17 protein-coding genes, 1 tRNA gene and 2 pseudogenes are annotated in these 21,351 nt (G+C 37.9%); 18 read left to right on the forward strand and 2 right to left on the reverse strand.

The window, feature by feature from the left end:
* Positions 1–66 precede the first annotated feature (66 nt).
* Genes QNH48_RS06740 through lacZ form a run of 3 tightly spaced genes read left to right on the forward strand, consistent with a single transcriptional unit; the run spans position 67 to position 4,918 of the window.
* Complete coding sequence (locus tag QNH48_RS06740) at positions 67–993, forward strand: carbohydrate ABC transporter permease (RefSeq protein ID WP_481858487.1); 927 nt, start codon at positions 67–69, stop codon at positions 991–993.
* Positions 986–1,810 (forward strand): carbohydrate ABC transporter permease, encoded by an 825-nt coding sequence (locus QNH48_RS06745; RefSeq protein ID WP_283954286.1) that lies wholly within the window; start codon positions 986–988, stop codon positions 1,808–1,810. Before QNH48_RS06740 ends, QNH48_RS06745 begins: the two co-directional genes overlap by 8 nt.
* Positions 1,811–1,852: 42 nt before the next feature.
* Complete coding sequence (lacZ, locus tag QNH48_RS06750) at positions 1,853–4,918, forward strand: beta-galactosidase, LacZ type (RefSeq protein WP_283954287.1); 3,066 nt, start codon at positions 1,853–1,855, stop codon at positions 4,916–4,918.
* Between the two features lie 251 nt (positions 4,919–5,169).
* Here the strand turns inward: lacZ and QNH48_RS06755 are convergent, their stop codons facing one another.
* The gene (locus tag QNH48_RS06755) at positions 5,170–5,451 is read right to left on the reverse strand and encodes a hypothetical protein (RefSeq protein ID WP_283954288.1); all 282 of its coding nucleotides are present in this window, start codon (positions 5,449–5,451) and stop codon (positions 5,170–5,172) included.
* Between the two features lie 320 nt (positions 5,452–5,771).
* Between QNH48_RS06755 and QNH48_RS06760 the strand changes: the two genes are divergently transcribed.
* The 9 genes and pseudogenes from QNH48_RS06760 (at position 5,772) to QNH48_RS06800 (ending at position 13,137) form a co-directional block, all read left to right on the forward strand.
* On the forward strand, positions 5,772–6,203 hold the full coding sequence (locus tag QNH48_RS06760; RefSeq protein WP_283954289.1) for a MarR family winged helix-turn-helix transcriptional regulator: 432 nt from the start codon (positions 5,772–5,774) through the stop codon (positions 6,201–6,203).
* Positions 6,196–7,386, forward strand: a complete 1,191-nt coding sequence (locus QNH48_RS06765) for an MFS transporter (RefSeq protein WP_283954290.1) — start codon at positions 6,196–6,198, stop codon at positions 7,384–7,386. Before QNH48_RS06760 ends, QNH48_RS06765 begins: the two co-directional genes overlap by 8 nt.
* Positions 7,387–7,546: 160 nt before the next feature.
* Positions 7,547–9,616, forward strand: a complete 2,070-nt coding sequence (locus QNH48_RS06770; RefSeq protein ID WP_283954291.1) for a sigma-70 family RNA polymerase sigma factor — start codon at positions 7,547–7,549, stop codon at positions 9,614–9,616.
* 58 nt (positions 9,617–9,674) lie between these two features.
* A pseudogene (locus QNH48_RS06775) lies at positions 9,675–10,175 on the forward strand (AMP-binding enzyme); the annotation flags it as partial.
* Positions 10,176–10,216: 41 nt separating this feature from the next.
* Positions 10,217–11,275 (forward strand): annotated as a pseudogene (locus QNH48_RS06780) (CaiB/BaiF CoA transferase family protein).
* A 313-nt stretch (positions 11,276–11,588) separates the two neighbouring features.
* Positions 11,589–11,798: a hypothetical protein gene (locus tag QNH48_RS06785; RefSeq protein ID WP_133370629.1), complete on the forward strand. Its 210-nt coding sequence runs from the start codon at positions 11,589–11,591 to the stop codon at positions 11,796–11,798.
* 261 nt (positions 11,799–12,059) lie between these two features.
* Positions 12,060–12,260 (forward strand): cold-shock protein, encoded by a 201-nt coding sequence (locus QNH48_RS06790; RefSeq protein ID WP_066052309.1) that lies wholly within the window; start codon positions 12,060–12,062, stop codon positions 12,258–12,260.
* 172 nt (positions 12,261–12,432) lie between these two features.
* A complete protein-coding gene (locus QNH48_RS06795) occupies positions 12,433–12,768 on the forward strand; it encodes a DUF1904 family protein (protein WP_095248401.1) in 336 nt (111 codons plus the stop codon).
* Between the two features lie 295 nt (positions 12,769–13,063).
* Positions 13,064–13,137 (forward strand) — tRNA-Gly (locus tag QNH48_RS06800).
* 236 nt (positions 13,138–13,373) lie between these two features.
* Here the strand turns inward: QNH48_RS06800 and QNH48_RS06805 are convergent.
* Positions 13,374–14,045 (reverse strand): B3/B4 domain-containing protein, encoded by a 672-nt coding sequence (locus QNH48_RS06805; RefSeq protein WP_283954292.1) that lies wholly within the window; start codon positions 14,043–14,045, stop codon positions 13,374–13,376.
* Between the two features lie 106 nt (positions 14,046–14,151).
* Between QNH48_RS06805 and queG the strand changes: the two genes are divergently transcribed.
* From queG to yhbH, 6 genes are all read left to right on the forward strand, one after another.
* Positions 14,152–15,285, forward strand: coding sequence for a tRNA epoxyqueuosine(34) reductase QueG (gene queG, locus QNH48_RS06810; protein ID WP_283954293.1), 1,134 nt, complete (start codon positions 14,152–14,154; stop codon positions 15,283–15,285).
* An 87-nt stretch (positions 15,286–15,372) separates the two neighbouring features.
* Entirely contained in the window at positions 15,373–16,239 is an 867-nt protein-coding gene (locus QNH48_RS06815; RefSeq protein WP_283954294.1) for an amidase domain-containing protein, read from the forward strand.
* Between the two features lie 66 nt (positions 16,240–16,305).
* The gene (gene trmL, locus QNH48_RS06820) at positions 16,306–16,779 is read left to right on the forward strand and encodes a tRNA (uridine(34)/cytosine(34)/5-carboxymethylaminomethyluridine(34)-2'-O)-methyltransferase TrmL (protein ID WP_283954295.1); all 474 of its coding nucleotides are present in this window, start codon (positions 16,306–16,308) and stop codon (positions 16,777–16,779) included.
* Between the two features lie 56 nt (positions 16,780–16,835).
* Entirely contained in the window at positions 16,836–17,585 is a 750-nt protein-coding gene (nfsA, locus tag QNH48_RS06825) for an oxygen-insensitive NADPH nitroreductase (RefSeq protein ID WP_283954296.1), read from the forward strand.
* A 427-nt stretch (positions 17,586–18,012) separates the two neighbouring features.
* Positions 18,013–19,908, forward strand: coding sequence for a PrkA family serine protein kinase (locus QNH48_RS06830; RefSeq protein ID WP_095248408.1), 1,896 nt, complete (start codon positions 18,013–18,015; stop codon positions 19,906–19,908).
* A 269-nt stretch (positions 19,909–20,177) separates the two neighbouring features.
* Complete coding sequence (gene yhbH / locus QNH48_RS06835; protein ID WP_133370637.1) at positions 20,178–21,344, forward strand: sporulation protein YhbH; 1,167 nt, start codon at positions 20,178–20,180, stop codon at positions 21,342–21,344.
* Positions 21,345–21,351 lie beyond the last annotated feature (7 nt).

Below are 21,351 nucleotides of genomic sequence, written 5' to 3' on the forward strand. Positions count from 1 at the left end.
ATAGCCTCGTTCTTCCGAGGCTATTCTTATATAAATAAATAAATAAATAGGGAGTTGAAGAAATTGATACAAGCAACTACGAAGCAGAGCATAGAGTCGAAACCAAGAAAATATAATAACAAGCTTCGTTTAAAAAATGGATTAATCGGCTGGTCGTTTATTGCTATAGCAAGTGCAATGATAGGTTTATTTTATTTCTACCCTATGGCCCAAGCACTTATTCTATCTTTTCAGTCAGGTGCTGGAGCCAATCTACAATTTGTAGGTTTCGATAATTACCTGCGATTATTTACAGATCCAACATTTATAGCTGCTGTAAAAAACACAGTAATCTACCTCATCATCCAAGTACCTATCATGATTATTTTGGCATTGCTTATATCTGTTTTATTAAATGATAAGAAATTGAAGCTAAAAGGATTCTTCCGTACTGCAATATTTTTACCCTGCATTACGTCACTTGTCGCGTATTCTGTAGTATTCAAATATTTATTTGGTGCAGATGGGATTATTAACCAATTACTCCTAAATGTTTCTCTCATATCAGAGCCAATACAATGGCTTACGGATCCTTTTTGGGCAAAGGTAACCATTATTATTGCTATCACATGGCGTTGGACAGGCTACAATATGATTTTCTATCTTTCAGCTCTTCAAAACGTTGATAACTCCATTTATGAAGCAGCTAAAATTGATGGTGCAAATGCATTTCAACAATTCTTTAAAATTACGATTCCTATGCTCAAGCCAATCATTTTATTTACATCTATTACGTCAACTATTGGCACGCTCCAGTTGTTTGATGAAGTTATGAATATAACAAAAGGTGGACCAGGAAATTCCACGTTAACAATTTCTCAGTATATCTATAATCTTTCATTCAAATATACTCCTGATTTTGGCTATGCGGCGACTGTCTCATATGCAATTGTTATCATGATTGTCATCTTTTCAATCATTCAGTTCAAAGTAGCAGGTGATAAAAATGCATAAAATAAATCGAATATTCATTTATATTATCCTATCAATCTTTACGATTGTCTCTATCTTTCCATTTATATGGATGATTGTCAGCGCAACAAATAAATCTTCCGATGTTACAAAAGGAAGATTAGTGCCGGGAACCCACTTGGTGGAAAATTTCCAGAACCTTATTCATTCGGTAGACCTTGTTCCTGCGTTAACAAACTCAGTCATTATATCCATTTCAACTACTGTTCTATCACTAATCATTGCATCTCTTGCTGGCTACGGATTTGAAATCTACAGAAGTAAGGCAAAGGATGTTGTATTTAATATTTTGCTTCTTTCAATGATGATTCCTTTTGCTGCAATGATGATACCTTTATTCCGAATGTTTGGGACAATCTCTCAAATGGCACCCGGGATTGGTATTGATACACTAACGTCTGCCATGTTACCAAGCATTACAACTGCTTTCTTAATCTTTTTCTTCAGACAAAATACAAAGATGTTTCCAAAAGAGCTACTAGAAGCTGGAAGAATAGATGGATTAACAGAGCTTGGTGTTTTCTTCCGTATATTTGTTCCGACGATGAAAACAACATATGCAGCAGCTGCCATTATTACCTTTATGGCAAGCTGGAATAATTTTTTATGGCCACTCGTTGTTTTACAGTCTCCTGAGAACCATACGATACCATTGCTCATATCTAATCTTGGGTCTAGTCATTCACCTGACTTCGGAATCATTATGACAACCATTGTGATTGCAACTTTACCTACAGCACTCATCTTCTTCTTGCTTCAAAAGCATTTCGTAGCAGGTATGATGGGATCAGTAAAATAAATAACCAGCGTTTGGTAGAAAAATAGAAAGGAAGATAAGAATATGACTAAAACTCAAATCCAAGATAAAAAACAGAACCAAGTTCCAACTATAGATTGGCTTACTGACTTAAATGTGTTCGCAGTTAACAGAGTTCCAGCACATTCTGATCATATCTACTATGCAACAATAGAGGAAGCAAAAAAAGCTTCTGCCATGACGATGCGCCATGACTTGAACGGAAATTGGAAATTTAATTATTCTATTAATCCAGACTCAAGACCCGAGCGGTTTTATGAGCTTGACTTTGAATGCTCGGCTTGGGGAGATATAACAGTTCCTGGCCATATTCAGTTACAAGGATATGGAACTCCACAATACGTGAATACAATTTATCCATGGGACGGGCATAGAGATGTACGTCCACCAGAAATCCCAAAGGATTTTAACCCAGTGGGAAGCTATGTGAAGTATATTAAAGTGCCTGAGAATATGGAGAACAAGCCTGTTTATATTTCATTCCAAGGTGTAGAGTCAGCTTTCTTTGTTTGGTTAAATGGTAAATTTGTTGGATACAGTGAAGACAGCTTTACTCCTGCAGAGTTTGAATTAACTTCTTTTCTAACAGAAGGAGAAAATAAACTTGCGGTAGAGGTGTTTCAACGTAGTACCGGCAGTTGGCTAGAAGATCAAGACTTTTGGAGATTTTCTGGTATTTTTAGAGATGTATATCTATATACAGTACCTGAAATTCATGCACGAGATATTCACATTCATACGGATCTAGACTCTTCATATAAGAATGCAGAGCTAAAAGTAGATTTAAAGTTTCTGCCAAACATTCCGGTAGGTTCCCAAATAGTAGCAGAGCTTTGTGATGATAAAGGAAACTTTGTAGTGAAAAAAGGCAGCGAACTTACTGGTGAAAATAGTTCAGTTTCGATAGAAGTGGAAGCAGCTAAGCTTTGGAGTGCGGAAAATCCGTATTTATATAAACTCTATATTCAAATCTATAACGCTTCAGGTGAACTTGTAGAGGTCATTCCACAAAAGGTTGGGTTCCGAAAGTTTGAGCTTGTTGATAAAATTATGAGACTAAATGGCGAAAGAATTGTGTTCAAAGGTGTGAATCGTCATGAATTCAACTGCCGAAGAGGTCGTGCTGTTACAAAAGAAGATATGCTTTGGGATATTAAAACATTAAAACAACACAATATAAATGCAGTGCGAACATCTCATTATCCAAATCAAAGTTATTGGTACGAGTTATGTGATGAATATGGAATTTATGTAATCGATGAAATGAATTTGGAAACACATGGTTCCTGGCAAAAGATGGGGGCAGTTGAACCTTCATGGAATATCCCTGGAAACAAGCCAGAATGGCAAAATATTGTTTTAGACCGTGCTGTTTCAATGGTCGAAAGAGATAAAAACCATCCATCAATATTGATCTGGTCATGTGGTAATGAGTCCTATGCAGGTGAGGTTATTCTGAATGTTACCCGTTACTTCAAGTCTGTTGATCCAAGTCGCCTTGTCCATTATGAGGGTGTTTTCCATAATCGTGACTATAACGATACAAGTGATATGGAAAGCCGTATGTATGCGAAGCCAGCAGATATTGAGGAATATCTAAACGATAATCCAGAAAAGCCTTATATAAGCTGTGAGTATATGCATGCCATGGGTAATTCTCTGGGAGGTATGGACAAATATACCGCTCTTGAAAATAAATATCCGATGTACCAAGGTGGATTTATTTGGGATTATATTGATCAAGCCCTAATAAAGAAAGACCGCTTTGGTCAAGAGTTTCTTGCATACGGAGGAGATTTTGGCGATCGTCCTACAGACTATGGATTCTGTACGAATGGAATTGTATATTCAAATCGAAAGCTATCACCAAAGATGCAGGAAGTGAAATATCTATACCAGAATATCAAGCTTAACGTTGATAAATCCGGGGTTACAATTATCAATGAAAGCTTATTCGAAGATACATCCAACTATGATTTGGAGTACATTCTATTCCTAGATGGTAAGGAATTATATCGGAATCAGGACCATGTGGATATCCTGCCACAAAGTGAAGGTCGAGTTGAATTTAACTTACCTGCTGAATTCCTAAGTGATGCAGGTGAATATGTCATCCATACATCCTTCAAACTAAAAGAAGAGAAGCTTTGGGGTGATGCTGGTTATGATATTGCCTTTGGCCAATATGTGTTTGTGGAGAAACAACAAATCGCTCAAATTCCTAGTGGGAATCTAAGAGTAGCATACGGTACACAAAACATTGGTGTGCATGGTACTGATTTTACCATCATGTTTTGTCGTAAGGCTAAAAGTCTTATTTCTATGAAATATGGAGGTAGAGAGTTGATTGAAGCTCCACTACTTCCATTGTTCTGGAGAGCTACTACCGATAATGACAGAGGATTTTCTCAAGGGTTTACTTCAGGATGCTGGTATGCAGCTAGCCTAGCTCGTCAATCTGTTGGGTTAGAGGTAGAGGAACATAAAGACAAAGTAGAGGTTGCTTTTACCTATAAATTCTCGATTCATTCAGAAATTGAAGTCAAAAACACTTTTACCGTATTTGCAGATGGAAGTGTGCGCGTTAAATCAGTCTATCATGGTGCTGAAAACCTTCCGCAAATGCCGATTTATGCAGTTTCATTCAAGGTTTCTGCGGATTACGACCAATTAGAATGGTACGCGATGGGACCTGAAGAAAATTATTCAGATCGCGCAGCTGGAGCAAGGCTTGGGGTATTTACCAATAACGTTATAGACAATTTATCGGGATATGTAAAACCGCAAGAATCTGGCAATCGCACTGGTGTACGCTGGGTAAACCTCACAAATAGTGACGGACATGGTATTAAAATTTCCTCCACTTCTCGTCCAGTAGAATGTAATTTTTCACCGTATACTGCATTTGAAATAGAGAATGCAGCTCATCACTATGAACTGCCAAATGTGCACTATACAGTTGTTACTGTAGCAGGCAAACAAATGGGCGTTGGTGGAGATGATAGCTGGGGAGCACCCGTTTATCCGGAACATCTAGTGAAAGCGAATGAAGACATGAAATTTGAATTTATGATTCAACCAATTAAATAATATAGATCGTAAAGAGCCTGAATTAACTCTGAGGCTCTTTACTTTTATTACAGAAGATAATTCATCTTTGGAAGCGAAGAGTACTGTGAATTTACCGTGGCCAGAAAATCAAAAAGAAAGAAAGCTTAGAGTAGAGAATCATGTTTTAACTTTTCTTTCGTATCCTGTATCTCAGCCTGAACTGGACCAAATACTTCCAATCTACTATCTTACTTAGTAGACAGATTTAACATAGAGGACTGCAACATTAATTAGACTTGCTTTTTAATTTGTTCTTGCAAAATTTTTATTTGCTGTTGCATTTGTTCTAGTTGTTGTTGCATTTGCTGCTGCTGTAATTCTTGTTGTTGCTTCTCTTTTTGTGCTTGGATGGTATCAATTTTATCTTGTTCTAATGCCATAGCTTGCCCTATAAGACCTAATGTATCTCCTGTCACATTAAACCATTGTCCAATCAATTGTAGAATATCGGCTAGATTATTATTATTATTATTATTATTATTATTCCCGCCATTCCCATTATATGAAATCATTATAACCCCTTCTTTTTTTTAACTGTTTTATGTTATGCGAACAGGGCTTGGATGACATCGAAAAAACTATTGCGTACCACAGTAATAACCGTTTTTGAAGTGGTTTAAATATGGACTATTATAGTAGTACAAAGCACATTCCTCCTATAAAGGTAGTTATCGACAATATACGTTAGATACGTATTTATGAGCATGTCTTCTAAAATGATTAAGTGCTTAGTAAAGATCGTTCCCCTTGACATCTTTTTCAAAAAAATATATGGTTATCTTCGGTAATAGTTATCCATGGTAACTATTTTATGTAGGAGGGGAAGAAAGAATTGGAAGGTTTTTTTCAGCGTTATTTAAGTCTGTATAGATCACTTATAACTTCATTGAATGAACTAATGAGAACTTATGAGCTTTCTTATTCTCTGTGGCAAGTTATTTTTTACATTAAAAGAAATGGGCCTTCGACACTTGTAGATATTGCAAATCATTATAATGTAGAAAAGCCAACCATCACAAGGAGGGTTCATCGTTTGGAAGATCTACAAATGGTGAAGCAAATTCCTGGTATGGATAGGCGAGAGAAAGTCATTCAGTTAACAGAATTAGGAGAAGAGATTTACAAAGCATGTAGAAAAAAAATAACGGATTTAGAAAATAGTGTTATGGTAGGTATCGCTAATGAAGAGCAAATGATTACGTTTCAAACGCTTCCTAAAATCCAGGATAATATTATGAGAAGCGGGGGAAGCAAAAGTGAGTAAACCTAAATTATGGACAAAGGATTTTATCATTGTATCCAGCGTCAATTTTTTGTTAACGTTAGTCTTTTATTTGTTAATTGTGATTATCGGTGTTTATGCGGTAGATGAATATCATGCTACTACAAGCCAGGCCGGGCTTGTTACAGGAATTTTTATTGTTGGGACATTAATTGGGCGTCTGTTTATTGGCCGCAGTATGAATTCAATTGGCCTTAAAAAAACGTTGTTCATTGGATTAATTCTATTTATTCTTACAACATCATTATATTTTATCCATTTAGGTATCACCTTCCTGCTTATTACTCGTTTATTACATGGGATTACACTGGGGATCGCAAGCACTGCAACAGGAACAATTGTGGCTCAGATTATCCCAAAAAGACGTAGAGGAGAAGGTATCGGTTATTACAGTATGAGTTCGACATTATCTACGGCAATCGGACCATTCATTGGACTATATATGAGCCAACATACAAGCACTCAAATTATTTTTAGTCTCTGCCTGGCTTTAGGTATCTTCAGTTTGATTACAGCCTTCTTTGTGTATGTACCCGCATCGGAAGGAGCGGCAAAGACAACTGAAATAAAAGGAGTCAAACTCTCTGATTTTATTGAGCCAAAGGCAGTCCCGATTGCATTGATTACTTTAATAATCGGTTTCTGTTACTCCAGTGTTCTATCTTTTATTAATTTCTATGCAATTGAAATTGAACTGGTTCGTGCTGCAAGTTTCTTCTTTCTTGTGTATTCAATAGCAGTACTGATTTCCCGTCCATTCACAGGCCGTTTAATGGACGAAAAAGGGGCAAACTATGTGATGTATCCGGCATTTGTCCTCTTTACTGCTGGAATGCTGATTTTAGGTTCAGCCCACAACAGCATCACTTTGTTAGTAGCGGGTTTACTGATTGGACTCGGATTTGGGAATATGCAGTCCTGCACACAGGCAATCGCAATTAAACTGACTCCTTCTCATCGTATGGGACTGGCAACGTCGACTTTCTTTATATTTCTTGATGCCGGTCTTGGATTCGGACCTTATTTGCTTGGATTCATCCTTCCATTTACGAGCTATAGTACACTTTATATGATTCTAGGAGTTGTAGTGTTGGTATCTTCTGGTCTTTACTTTTTACTGCACGGAAAGAAAGAAAAGGCTAGTATCAATGCTTTAACTTCATAATAAATAAGAAGGGACATCTTTTATAAGAGATGTTCCTTCTTTAATATAAAAATTTAGTAAGAGGAAATATTAGTAAATTGTCGAATAGTGCATATAGGAAAGTTATTGAAGAAAGGTTAAAAAGGTTTAAAGAGAATGTAAAAGGGGGGGAAACATATTTATGATTCCAGCAAAAATAGAACCCACATCAATCACTGCTGCCATAAGAGAAAAAAGTGAGGAATCCATCTTCGATTGGTTCGATCTGAATAAGCAATCGTTCTATACACTTGGCTGGTCTTATCTTGGCAATCAGCAGCAAATGGAAGAGCTTTTTTACCAGACCATTATAAAAGTCCATAAGGAATTGCCTCGCTTTAAAAGGGAAACATCATTCGAAACGTGGGTCACATCCATCTTCATACATATCTGCCGGAAGCTTTCTGAGGATAGAAGTTTACTAACTAGAGTGGAAACTGAAACACGTCAGGATATATTTAAAGCACTTGATCAATTAAAAGAGTATGAGAAAGATGCGATGGTCCTTACTTATGTAAAGGGAATCTCTAAGGAAGAGGGGGCACATCTTCTCCAAGTTTCAGTGGAAAAGATGAAAGAGCTTTTGTTTTCCGGAATTCGGTCACTAAGAAACGAAATGGGGGACGGATCTCTCTATAATGGCTGTAAAGAGTATCAAAAGGATTACATCGATTACTTAGAAAGAACCTTAGATCGTCCGATAAAGATTGATTTAGAGAAACATATTTATCATTGTCAAGAATGTCAGACGGATTTGGCGACCTTTCAGGATGTTATGTTAACCCTAGTAAATCTTACTGATAGAATGAAAGATTTGCATGTGCCATCTGATTTCATGGAGAACATTAAAGATAGGCTGGCAGTTAAGGAAAAGCATAGGCAACAGAAGAACAAGAAACGTATAAGAAAAGGACTTGTTTTTGCAGGAATATTCGCAATATTAATAGGAATAGAATTTTTTACAGGAGCGTTTTCCAAATCCTACTATACATGGACAGAGGAGGATCAGGAATTGCGTGCCTTTCTTGAACAAGACCTGGGAGAAAGTCTGAACCTTGAAGCCGAAAGCAATGGGGTGAAAATCAAGATCAAGAGTGCGATTGCGGATGAGGTTCAGACGCTTGTTTTTTACGAAATAGAAGATACGAAAGAAGACAATCAATATGTTATGGATGCTTTTGATGGGGTTTTTGTGGAGAACGATTTTGAAATCATGAACACGGCAGCATATCCAAGGTACTATCCTCCTGACCTTGAGGCTGCTGTAAATAACGAAGAAAAGAACGTGTATCAAGGGAGGATAAGTCTGCAGCCACTCACAAGTGATAAAGGCACTATCAAACTGAAAATCACAAAACTTCATAAATTGATTCGTGATACGTCTGACCAGAATGGTCTTGTAGCTTACGGGGGCATGGAAAGTGAAACAGGGAAGTGGAACTTCGAAATCCCTGTAACAAAACAGCCTTCCGCCGAATATGCCTTGGATGAAGAAACAATAGTCGAAGGTATCCCGGTTCGATTTGATAAACTAACCATTGCACCAACTGCGACGGTTTTGCAATATGGTGTTAATATTGAACAGCGAGAGAAACGGTTAGACGTTATTAATTTTAATAATCTAGAAGTGAACAATAAAAAAGTGAAAGCTGATAGTTATGGCAGTTCATTTTTAGAAACAACTTATGACGAAAACTGGATTCCTATGCAATCACACTTTGACCCACTTTTTGGAGAAAAGCCAAAAAATATTAACGTTCAATTCGAATCGACTTATTTTACTTTTGAAGACCTAAAAACCATCGAATTGGATGAAATACAGGAATATCCCCATACCTTTGAATATGCAGGCAGTACAATGTCTATCGACAAGGTGGAAGTGGGACAGCCGACGAAAGTTGTCATAAGTAATCATGAGAATCGTTCATATGAGTCGCTTAACTTCGAAGTTATCGGTGAGGATGAAAGTGAAATTGTATCAATGGAGATGGATTCAGAAGGAGTGCTCGTTGATAAAAACGGGGTGGAGTACAATATGAATGAACCTATATCCTATGAAGAAATCGAGCAACCCCGTCATTTCATTACAGTTCTTAACACGAAGTTACACCCTAACACCGCTGGAGAAAAAGTAATTCCTAACAGGCTGGTGATTTATGGATATAATGCAATGAAATATTTGGATGATGTTGTAAAGATTTCGTTGGAATAATCTTTACTATTATTTACATAGTAGTATGAAAATTAATAGGATTAGATATAGAGAACGAATGAATGAATTAGGGGAGGAAGTTCCTGTGGGAGATGTAGGAGAGCTGATTTTCCGCGGCCCAAATGTCATGAAAGGCTACTATAAAATGCCTGAAGAGACAAAAAAGGCGGTTAAAGATGGCTGGCTTTATACTGGTGATCTGGCAAAAATGGATGAAGATGGCTATTTTTATATTGTCGATCGGAAAAAAGATATGATTATTGTAGGAGGGTATAACGTTTACCCGAGGGAAGTCGAAGAAGTCTTCTATCATCATCCCGACGTATTGGAGGCTGCGGTTTTTGGCGTACCGGATCCAAATCGCGGTGAGGCAGTGGTAGCTTATGTCGCCGCCAAAGACCCGTTACTAACGGTGGAACAACTGCATGCCTACTATCTGGCAAAATATAAACTTCCTTCGGTCATTGAAATCATCGAGGAACTGCCGAAAAGTGGAACGGGGAAAATTTTAAGAAGGGCCTTAAAAGAACAGCTGGTTGAAAAAGTTGCTGTAGTTTAGAAAAATGGCGGTTTAAAAAAACCGGTAAGGAGTAGACATCGATGTATGCTTTAGAAGGAATTAAAATACTCGATTTATCAAGAACATTAGCAGGCCCGTTTTCTACCATGTTGCTTGGAGATATGGGGGCAGATGTGATTAAGGTTGAGCAGCCTGGGCAAGGAGATGAGTCCAGGCGCTTCACTCCTCCAACGTGGAATGATGAAAGTTGCTATTATCTAAGTTCAAACAGAAATAAACGAAGCATTACGGTCGATCTAAAAAGTGAAGAGGGAAAAGAAATTATTTATAAATTAGCGAAAGACGCTGATGTTCTAGTAGAAAATTTTCGAACAGGAACACTAGAAAAACTAGGTTATGGTTATGAAACAATGAAAAATATAAATCCTCGTTTGATCTATTGTTCTATTTCAGGATTTGGCAGGACAGGTCCCGAAAGGAATAGAGCCGGCTACGACCTTCTTTTACAAGGGTTCGGTGGATGAATGAGTATCACAGGTGATGCCCATTCAGGTCCGGCAAAAGCAGGTATGTCCATTGTAGATTTAACAACGGGGATGTTTGCAGCTTATGGTATTTTAAGTGCATTATTCTCTGTACAGAAAACAGGAAAAGGACAATTTGTTGATGTAAGTTTGCTTGATGGACAAGTTGTATTGTTGAATCATCTGGCAACTGGATTTCTTGCAACAGGTAAGGCTGCTGGAAGAATGGGATCAGCTCATCCTTCGATTGTTCCATACCAATCGTTTAGAGCAAAAGACATGGATATCATTTTGGCTGTAGCCAATGATCGATTATGGAAAAAGTGCTGCCAGGCTTTAGATTGGATTGATTTAATGGAAGATGCTCGTTTTGAAACAAATGCAAAGCGAGTGGATCATCGTCAAGAACTTGTGAATATTATTTCTGAGAGACTGATTACGATGGAAAGCAAAGATATTTTTGAAAAGATGGATAATGCTGGGGTCCCATGTGGTCCAATTCACACAATTGATCAAGTTCTCAATCACCCTCAGGTTCGTGCAAGGGAAATGATGATTGAGATTGACCATCCTATTGTAAAGAATCTGAAAGTCCCTGGATTTCCAGGTAAATGATCGGAAACTCCGTCAAAAGTTCGACGCCATCCACCATTGCTTGGAGAACATACAGACGAAGTCTTAGAGGAACTGGGTTACTCCAAAGAACAAATTCAAAACCTAAAAAGTGGGAATGTAATATAATCAAAGAAAGTGCCAGGCACCATCCGTAAATTTAGAAGGTGCCAGGCACTTTTTTGGCTTAGAAATCCAAGATGATGGAAAATGTATTGCGTTTGTAAATACATTAGCATACAATGGCGATATTAATTATTTGAACGGATGCCAAAAGAAGCCTCCGCATAGCGATAAAATATGGAGGTGTAAGAGAATGAATAAACGATGGACGATTGGTAAAATTAAAGAATTTGTTGAAAACAATTCGGAAAGTAAGTTGCTAACGACGGAATATCACGGCTTTTCTCAAAAGTTACTATTTAAATGTGCATGTGGCAGCAACTTTGAAAAAACATTAACGAAATTTAAAAATAATAACCAACGTAAATGTGACGTGTGCCAACCACCAAAGGAGGCACGATAACGTAAAGTGAATAAACAAAGTGCCAATTTCTTTTAAAGAGAAGTTGGCACTATTTTTTATTTTAAAAAAAGAAGAGAAATCATAAGAAACCAAATGAAGTGCGATGTCTTCTTGCAAATACTTTTGAAAGATGTTAAGCTATAGAAGAATTATTTTTGTTCGGTGTAAAGGATAGTATAAGATTAACTTTTCGTCTTGATGATCACTGAGTGCAAGGATAGTAATACATTGTGTGCAAAGCACACAGCAGGAGGAAACAACATGGAACAAGGTAAAGTAAAATGGTTTAACGCAGAAAAAGGTTTCGGATTTATCGAGCGTGAAGCAGGAGAAGACGTATTCGTTCATTTCTCAGCTATCCAAGGCGAAGGTTTCAAATCTTTAGACGAAGGTCAAGCAGTTACTTTTGACGTTGAGCAAGGCCAACGTGGAGCTCAAGCTGCTAACGTTCGTAAAGCTTAATAATTAAGAACAAACTAGCAGGCTCTTTATAGAGTCTGTTTTTTTTTCTTTCCAAAACAATACCCATTGCTCAACAATCGGTTAGGTTTAATTTGGCAATTAGATAAATTTATGTCAGTATAGACTTTGATTACTACTTAAAAATGTCTTAGACGGCTCTTGGAGGATTTGTATGCCACATTTAATCATTAGAGGAGTTTCAGTAGATCAGGTAAAAACAATTAGTGCTTCATTAGTACAAGAATTGGCGGATTTATGCGAATGTGGAAGTGACAATTTTACCTTAGAAATTGTCCAATCAACCTATGTGTTTGATGGCGATGAAGTGCAAGGATATCCATTAATTGAAGTTAAATGGTTCGAACGCGGTCAGGAGATTCAAGACCAATTTGCCAGCATTGTAACCCAACATATTCAATCACTCGATATTCCAGAGGTAGAAGTCGCTTTCAGTACATTCTTGGAGTCCGCTTATTATCTAAACGGAAAGAGTTTTGCCTCCTCGTAACGAAAAGATTATCAAAAAAAGTAACAGGCACCATCCGCAAAATTGGAAGGTGCCTTGCAATTTTTTTGATATGTGTTTATTTGGAATCTTTATTAATCAAAAATTGGCAGAATGAAATTAATTGAGGGTATTTATCCTGATACGGTGCATATCATTAAAAAAAGGTCCAATCAGATATTTTGTTTAATGATTTTTTTCGACAAAAAATGCGAAATTCCCTTGACGATAGGGATAAAACTTTGTAATATTATAAATGTGTTTAAGTTCTTTAACTTTTGTATATAATGTCTTTTGTGCGGGTGTAGTTTAGTGGTAAAACCTCAGCCTTCCAAGCTGATGTTGTGAGTTCGATTCTCATCACCCGCTCCATACATATTACCAAACGCAGTGTATCGTTACTTGAGAACGATGCATTGCGTTTTTTCTATATTTAGGAAATAAGTTATTAATAAAAAGGCTCCTGTATAAAAAATCTTTTCAAACATCCCCTATTCGTTACCGTGAGCAGACTTTTTAACCCAAGACGGGCACGAATAGCTTCTATTCGTTACTGTGATCGTTTTTTAAACCCAAGACGGGCACGAATAACTTCCATTCGTTACTCCCTACTGACTTCCTAATATATAGAAGCTCGCTTCACCGCCATGAAGTTGTGTGAACATCTTCATCAACGACTCTGTCAGCCTTTCCGCACTATTCACTGCTGTAGAAGGCTGTAAATAGATGATCTGAAGCGCATTTTTGGTCGTTTCCGTTACCGGCGCTCTATTAGAATCTACAAATGGACTTCCGAATGGTCCGAGCTGATCCGATGATACAATCAGGTTTTCTAATGAGTTCATCCGGCCATTCAGTCCTAAATATTGTTCGCCTGCCTTCGCAACTTCGATCGTTATTTGTCCCTCTAGTTTATCGCTGTCATAAATACCAATCGGTACTTGATATTGTAAGGAGAAAAAGTTATTGATATCAATGGCACTTTGGACAGCGGAAAGATAATTCTGTTTCTGAACTCTGCGGTATAGTGCCTCCGAAGAAGGGCGATAGCGGTTAGGGTCCTTGCCAAAAGTTTTAAAAATACTGCGCCATTCTTGGATTCCTGGTAACTCAGATAGATTTTTATTTTCTAATTCAAAGTAAATCGATTCTTGAAAAAGCTGCAGTCTTCCTTTGACCATTTGTGGGGAATCGCCTACGGTAATCTCTTTATATTCTATGATTCCAAGCTTAAAATGAGGAATCTGGCTTATTATTTCTGACGAAAGCTGAATTTCCAATGATTCCACCTCCAAAATTTCATAAAAATAGTTTATCATAATGAGATGTGGAACGAGAAATTAGCGGCTTACTATAGATTATTTTTAGATGAAGGGAGGTTTCCGAATGAATATTGATCAATTGAAGGAGGAAGTCATTGCGTATAGTAAAACGATTGGCATTGATAAAATTGGTTTTACCACGGCAGATCCTTTCACTGAGCTGAAAAATAGACTGATTCGCCAGCAGGAACTTGGGTATCAATCTGGTTTTGAAGAGCCTGATATTGAAAAACGGGTGACACCAGCCATGCTTCTTCCAGAACCGAGATCTATTATTTCCATCGCTCTGGCCTATCCTTCAAAAATGAAGGTTCGTGTTGAAGGGAGAAAAGGTGAGCGGAGAGGCTTTTTTTCCCGAGCTTCATGGGGATTAGATTATCATCATATTTTACGAGACCGTTTAAAAAAGCTAGAGGCATTTATTTTAGAAAAAGTGCCAGAGGCTCGTCTCAAATCGATGGTTGATACAGGTGAGCTTTCTGACCGTGCTGTTGCAGTGAGGGCGGGGATTGGCTGGAGCGGTAAGAATTGTGCAGTCATGACACCGGAGTTTGGCTCTTACGTCTATATAGGCGAAATGATTACCAGCATTGCTTTTGCAGCTGATACACCTATGGAGGATCAATGCGGTTCCTGCACAGCTTGTATTGACGCTTGCCCGACGGGAGCGCTGGTGCAAGGCGGACAGATTAATGCTCAGCGCTGTATCGCCTTTTTAACGCAGACAAAGGCTGTGATTCCTGAAGAATTTAGAGATAAGATTGGCAACCGGGTGTATGGTTGTGATTCCTGTCAAACGTCCTGCCCAGTCAATAAAGGGAAGGATTTTCACTTCCATGAGGAAATGGAGGCTGACCCCGAGACAGCCAAGCCATTACTGAGACCGATGTTAAAAATGAGTAATCGTGAATTTAAGAACAGATTTGGTCCCGTAGCGGGATCATGGAGAGGTAAAAGGCCGATTCAGCGCAATGCGATCATCGCGCTGGCCCATTTCAAGGACGAAAGTGCTATTCCAGATTTACTAGATGTGTTAGAAAATGAAACCAGCAGTGTTCTAAAAGAAACGGCGGCTTGGGCTCTGGGGAAAATTGGCAGTATGGAAGCGGTTGAGGCATTAGAAAAAGCAGCAGAAAAGGAAGACGATTTAGTAGTGAAGAGTGAGATTAATAAAAGTTTACTAAAACTAAAGAACTAAATGAGCGAGGACATTCTGTCTTTGCTCATTTTTTTAAATTAAATTTCCCAACTGCACATATGTATGAAACAGAAGGGGGAGATGAAGGTGAATCAATCACTCCAAGAATTGTTTGAAGGACGAGTCGAACAATTTGTTTCAAAGCGTAAGAGGCAGTCGGGGAATTATGAAAAGGCCGAACAGAAGCTGGAGTCTTTTGCGAAACGGTCCGCAGATATCGTAAAGGTTAAGGCACGGGGGAACATCCTCAAACGATCCGTGGATGGGGATTTTCAAACCACGATCTATCAGGTTCATTACCAATACCTGATTAAACAAAAAGGAACGCTGTATCAAGAGGAAGAAGTCGAAGTGCGAATGTGCAAGTTTTTTAAAAATGATTTGATTATGGATAAAGAAATAAATCCTTATACGAAGCAGCCTGAGTTGGAATTTGCAGCAGAGGATGAACAGGAGGAACGGATTAGTTATCAGTATAATCGCTTAAAAGCTGTTCAATATGCGGAACGCTGGTGGAATACCTATAATCCAGCGTTTATAAAATTTGAAAATAACTGTACAAACTTTATTTCACAATGTCTTTATGCAGGAGGAGCTCCAACGAGAGGTTTTCCTAACCGGGGCACTGGCTGGTGGCTCCGAAATAAAAATTATAGTTATAGTTGGGCTGTAGCACATTCTATGCGGTTATATTTAGCTAATTCTAAAAGTGGTTTGAGAGCAAAAGAAGTTAGCAGCCCGAATCAATTATTATTGGGGGATGTCATTTGTTACGATTTCGAAGGGGATGGCCGTTATAATCATAACACGATGGTCACCGCTAAGGATGCCTATGGAATGCCGCTTGTTAATGCCAATACGTACAACAGCCGTATGCGGTACTGGGCCTATGAAGATTCATCTGCCTACACACCGAATATTAAATATAAGTTTTTCACGATTGTCGATGGGTGAGAAAATTTGTTTGGCTGGGTGATAATGGTATAATGTTAGAAGAGTTTTTTTTATGAGGTGAGATTCTTGGCAATACATGTTGTACTATATCAGCCGCAAATACCTTCAAACACAGGAAACATCGCAAGAACCTGTGCTGGAACCGATACATCTTTACATTTGATCCGTCCATTAGGATTCTCAACGGATGATAAAATGTTAAAGAGAGCGGGATTGGATTATTGGGAATTTGTAAATATTGTTTATTATGATTCACTAGATGATTTTTATCAGAAAAATGAAGGCGGAGAATTTTTCTATATCACGAAGTTTGGGGAGAAGCCCTATAGTTCCTTTGATTATGGCAATCCCGATAAAGATTATTTTTTCATTTTTGGCCGAGAAACGACAGGGCTTCCAAAAGACGTGATTGAAAATAATAAGGATGTCAGCCTGAGGATTCCGATGAATGAGAATATTCGTTCCTTGAATTTGTCCAATACCGCTGCAATTCTAATTTATGAGGCATTAAGGCAGCAAGACTATCGTCATTTAAAATAAGACGCAAGAGGCCAAGCCGATGGCCTCTTTTTGCTAAACAGAAAGGAAGAATAATAATGAATGAAGTAATTACTTCTATATTAAATCATCGATCAATCCGTCATTTTAAGGACAAGCAGTTAAGTGATGAACAAATAAAAACGATTGTTGCCTGTGCCCAAGCTGCTTCAACATCAAGTTTTATCCAGGCATATTCGATTATAGGCATAAAGGATAAGGAAAAAAAGCGGAAGCTTGCGGAGATAGCAGGAAACCAAGAATATGTTGCCCAGAATGGTCATCTATTTGTTTTTTGCGCCGATTTAAGCCGGCATGAATTGATTGGAAAAATGGAAGGAAAAGATGTACTCGCTTCAATTGAAAGTACGGAGAAATTTATGGTTGCGCTCATCGATGCGACGTTGGCAGCTCAAAATGCGGCAATTGCTGCGGAATCGATGGGACTAGGTATTTGTTATATAGGTGGAATTCGAAATAAGCTTGAGGATGTAAAAGAATTATTAAAAACTCCAGACAGGGTCATCCCGCTCTTTGGAATGACTATAGGCTATCCTGAGAAAATAAATGACCAAAAGCCAAGACTGCCTTTTGAACATGTTTATCATGAAGAAGAATATGAACAGGATCAAGACGTATATTTGCGCCAGCTGCAAGAATATAATCAGGTAATCTCCAACTATTATGTAGAGAGGACAAGCGGGAAAAGGAAGGATACCTGGACTGAGCAAATGGCAAACATGCTTGAAAAGCAAACACGGATGTATATGAAGGAATTTGTTCAAAAAAATAAGATGGATTTGAGATAGTAGTGTATAGGTTATGCTGAAAAGTGTACAGTTCCTACAAAAAAGCGTACAGCTTCTACAAAACGCATACACAAATAAAAAAGGCTGCCCCTATGGCAGCCTTTTTAAATGGAAAGATATTATTTACTGGATCCTGGCTTATCATTATAACCTGATGCAAAAATAGCTGCTAGAAACGCCACCATAACCAAAATAACTAGAAAAGTTCCCATGCTTATGTAAAGCCTCCTTAATTTTAAGATATTTCTTAGTTTAGACACATATACATTTATTATAGCCTATCTTTAAAAAATGAAAAGAGCAATATTCCAATCTTTTCATAAAACAAAAAAGATAGGCAGGAATACTTCAACGTTACGCATGTTCAAGTTCTTTGGTGCATAGAGTATATTAATCGTCTCTGATAACGCTACAGGGGGAGGGCCTTATGGATATCCTAAAAAAAATTGAGATGTTTCGAGAAGAGGAAGAAAAGCTACGTTGGGAAGGGTCATTTGGAGATTATTTACTGTTGTTAAAAGAGAAGCCATGGGTAGCACAATCGGCACATTCACGAGTATATAATATGATCAAAGACGCTGGAATTGAGGAAGTAAAAGGGACTAAGAATTACAATTTCTTTGGGAATCAATTATTTGGTTTAGAGGAATCATTGGAAAGACTTGTCGAGGAATACTTCCATCCTGCGGCTAAAAGGCTGGATGTAAGAAAGCGGATTTTATTGCTAATGGGTCCGGTAAGCGGAGGTAAATCTACACTTGTTACCATGCTGAAACGTGGTTTAGAGGCCTATTCCCATACGGATAGAGGCTCTGTTTTCGCCATTAAAGGCTGCCCGATGCATGAAGACCCGCTTCATTTAATCCCTCATCATTTACGTCGTGATTTTTATGAAGAGTATGGTATTCGCATTGAAGGAAATCTTTCACCATTGAATATGATGCGCCTTGAGCAAGAGTATGGTGGAAGAATCGAAGATGTGTTAGTTGAAAGAATCTTTTTCTCAGAGGATAAGCGAACTGGAATTGGAACCTTTAGCCCATCGGATCCAAAATCACAGGATATTGCTGATTTAACAGGAAGTATTGACTTCTCTACTATTGCCGAATTTGGTTCAGAATCAGATCCACGCGCCTACCGCTTTGATGGTGAACTGAATAAAGCGAATCGGGGAATGATGGAATTCCAAGAAATGTTGAAGTGTGATGAAAAGTTCTTGTGGCATTTGCTTTCTTTAACACAAGAAGGAAACTTTAAAGCTGGAAGGTTTGCGTTAATTAGTGCGGATGAACTTATCGTAGCTCACACAAACGAAACGGAATACCGTTCATTTATTTCGAATAAGAAGAATGAAGCCTTGCATTCCAGGATTATCGTTATGCCAATTCCGTATAATTTAAAAGTTTCACAGGAAGAAAGAATCTATGAAAAGATGATTAGCGAAAGTGATGTATCGGATGTGCATATTGCACCGCATACATTACGGGTTGCAGCGATGTTTACGATTCTAACCCGTCTGAAGGAACCAAAGAAGGGTGATATTGACTTAGTTAAGAAAATGCGCCTGTACGATGGTGAAAATGTGGAAGGCTTTAATGCGGTTGATGTCAGTGAACTTAAGAAAGAATACCCAGATGAAGGTATGAGTGGGATTGACCCGCGTTATGTTATTAACCGGATATCATCTACTATCATCCGTAAAGAAGTACCGTCTATAAATGCACTGGATGTTTTAAGATCGTTAAAAGACGGTCTGGATCAACATCCTTCTATCACAGCTGAACTCCGTGAGCGCTATATGAATTATATTTCGGTTGCACGGAAAGAGTATGATAATATTGCCAAAAATGAAGTTCAAAAAGCTTTTGTATACTCCTATGAAGAGTCCGCTAAAACGTTAATGGATAATTACCTTGATAATGTTGAGGCTTACTGCAACAAAGCGAAGCTTCGTGATGTGTTAACAGGTGAGGAAATCAACCCAGATGAAAAATTAATGCGTTCGATTGAAGAACAAATTGGAATTTCTGAAAATGCGAAAAAGGCATTTAGGGAAGAAATCCTGATTAGAATCTCCGCCTTTGCTAGAAAAGGTAAACGATTTGATTACAATTCTCATGATCGACTTCGTGAAGCAATTCAAAAGAAATTATTTGCAGACCTTAAAGATGTTGTCAAGATTACCACTTCTTCCAAAACTCCTGATGAGCAGCAGTTAAAGAAAATAAATGATGTTGTTGCTAGATTAATTGACGAACACGGCTATAACTCAACATCAGCAAATGAACTATTACGGTATGTCGGAAGTTTATTAAACCGGTAATTAAAATAGTAGGGACTGGCGGAAGGAATCTGCCAGTCTGTTTTTTTCAATAATGGTTGATAAATTTTAATAATTTTGTCAAACCAAAGTAGCTCGTCCATTTTTAAAGGTGTGAGCCTAATTGTCAAAATAATTTGTAAATTATTTGCTGCTTCTGCATAGGATAAAGTAATCAACATTATCTGCATTTTTACACTCGGGTTATCTTATGATTTTTCAAAAAAAATGTGACTCTGAAAACAACAAAAATTAATAAGGAGGGGTTTACATTGTCTGACAATAACCATCAATATGTGATTTCAAGAGAAGATTGGTCCCTCCACCGTAAAGGCCACGATGATCAGCAACGGCATCAAGAAAAAGTTCAGGAGGCAATTAGAAACAATCTTCCCGACTTAATTACAGAAGAAAGTATTATTATGTCCAATGGACGCGATGTGGTGAAAATACCAATTCGTTCATTAGACGAATATAAAATCCGCTACAATTATGACAAAAACAAACACGTGGGCCAAGGTGACGGTGAAAGCCAAGTAGGTGACGTAGTTGCTCGTGATGGTTCAAATGCGCAAAAGGGTCCAGGAAAAGGGCAGGGCGCTGGGGATCAAGCTGGTGAGGATTACTTTGAAGCAGAAGTTTCATTAATGGAATTAGAGGAAGCTTTATTTAAACAACTAGAGCTGCCAAATCTGAAAAGAAAAGAAGACCAGGAACATTTAGTAGAAAATATTGAATTCAATGATATCCGTAAGACTGGATTAATGGGTAATATCGATAAAAAGCGGACCATGATGTCTGCATTTAAGAGAAATGCCATGACGGGGAAACCTGCATTTCATCCTATTTATAAGGAAGATTTGAAATTTAAGACTTGGAATGAAGTAATCAAACCAGATTCCAAGGCAGTTGTTATTGCCATGATGGATACAAGTGGATCGATGGGTATATGGGAAAAATATATGGCTAGAAGCTTCTTCTTCTGGATGACACGCTTCTTACGTACAAAATATGAAACCGTCGAAATTGAATTTATTGCGCATCATACAGAAGCTAAGGTCGTTACAGAGGAGGATTTCTTCTCAAAAGGTGAGAGCGGCGGAACCATTTGTTCTTCTGCATACCGAAAAGCCTTAGAAATCATTGATGCAAAATATAATCCACGTAAGTTCAACATTTATCCATTCCACTTTTCTGATGGTGATAATCTAACATCTGATAATGCTCGCTGCGTCAAGCTTGTTGAAGAACTAATGAAGGTTTCAAACATGTTTGGATATGGAGAAGTTAATCAGTACAATCGCCATTCCACATTAATGTCAGCCTACAAGAATATCAAGGATGAGCAGTTCCGTTATTATATTCTTAAGCAAAAAGCGGATGTATTCCATGCGATGAAGAGCTTTTTCCAAAAAGAAGAGAATAAAATGTATGCCTAACTAAAAT

Origin of the sequence: Neobacillus sp. YX16 (genome assembly GCF_030123505.1) — a bacterium.
Classification (GTDB): Bacteria; Bacillota; Bacilli; order Bacillales; family Cytobacillaceae; genus Neobacillus.

Excerpts from the sequence above, each read along its gene's own strand:
- QNH48_RS06745 (WP_283954286.1), top strand. The coding sequence starts at position 986 with ATGCATAAAATAAATCGAATATTCATTTATATTATCCTATCAATCTTT.
- lacZ (WP_283954287.1), top strand. The coding sequence starts at position 1,853 with ATGACTAAAACTCAAATCCAAGATAAAAAACAGAACCAAGTTCCAACT.
- QNH48_RS06755 (WP_283954288.1), bottom strand. The coding sequence starts at position 5,451 with ATGATTTCATATAATGGGAATGGCGGGAATAATAATAATAATAATAAT.
- QNH48_RS06770 (WP_283954291.1), top strand. The coding sequence starts at position 7,547 with ATGATTCCAGCAAAAATAGAACCCACATCAATCACTGCTGCCATAAGA.
- QNH48_RS06785 (WP_133370629.1), top strand. The coding sequence starts at position 11,589 with ATGAATAAACGATGGACGATTGGTAAAATTAAAGAATTTGTTGAAAAC.
- QNH48_RS06790 (WP_066052309.1), top strand. The coding sequence starts at position 12,060 with ATGGAACAAGGTAAAGTAAAATGGTTTAACGCAGAAAAAGGTTTCGGA.
- QNH48_RS06795 (WP_095248401.1), top strand. The coding sequence starts at position 12,433 with ATGCCACATTTAATCATTAGAGGAGTTTCAGTAGATCAGGTAAAAACA.
- queG (WP_283954293.1), top strand. The coding sequence starts at position 14,152 with ATGAATATTGATCAATTGAAGGAGGAAGTCATTGCGTATAGTAAAACG.
- nfsA (WP_283954296.1), top strand. The coding sequence starts at position 16,836 with ATGAATGAAGTAATTACTTCTATATTAAATCATCGATCAATCCGTCAT.
- QNH48_RS06830 (WP_095248408.1), top strand. The coding sequence starts at position 18,013 with ATGGATATCCTAAAAAAAATTGAGATGTTTCGAGAAGAGGAAGAAAAG.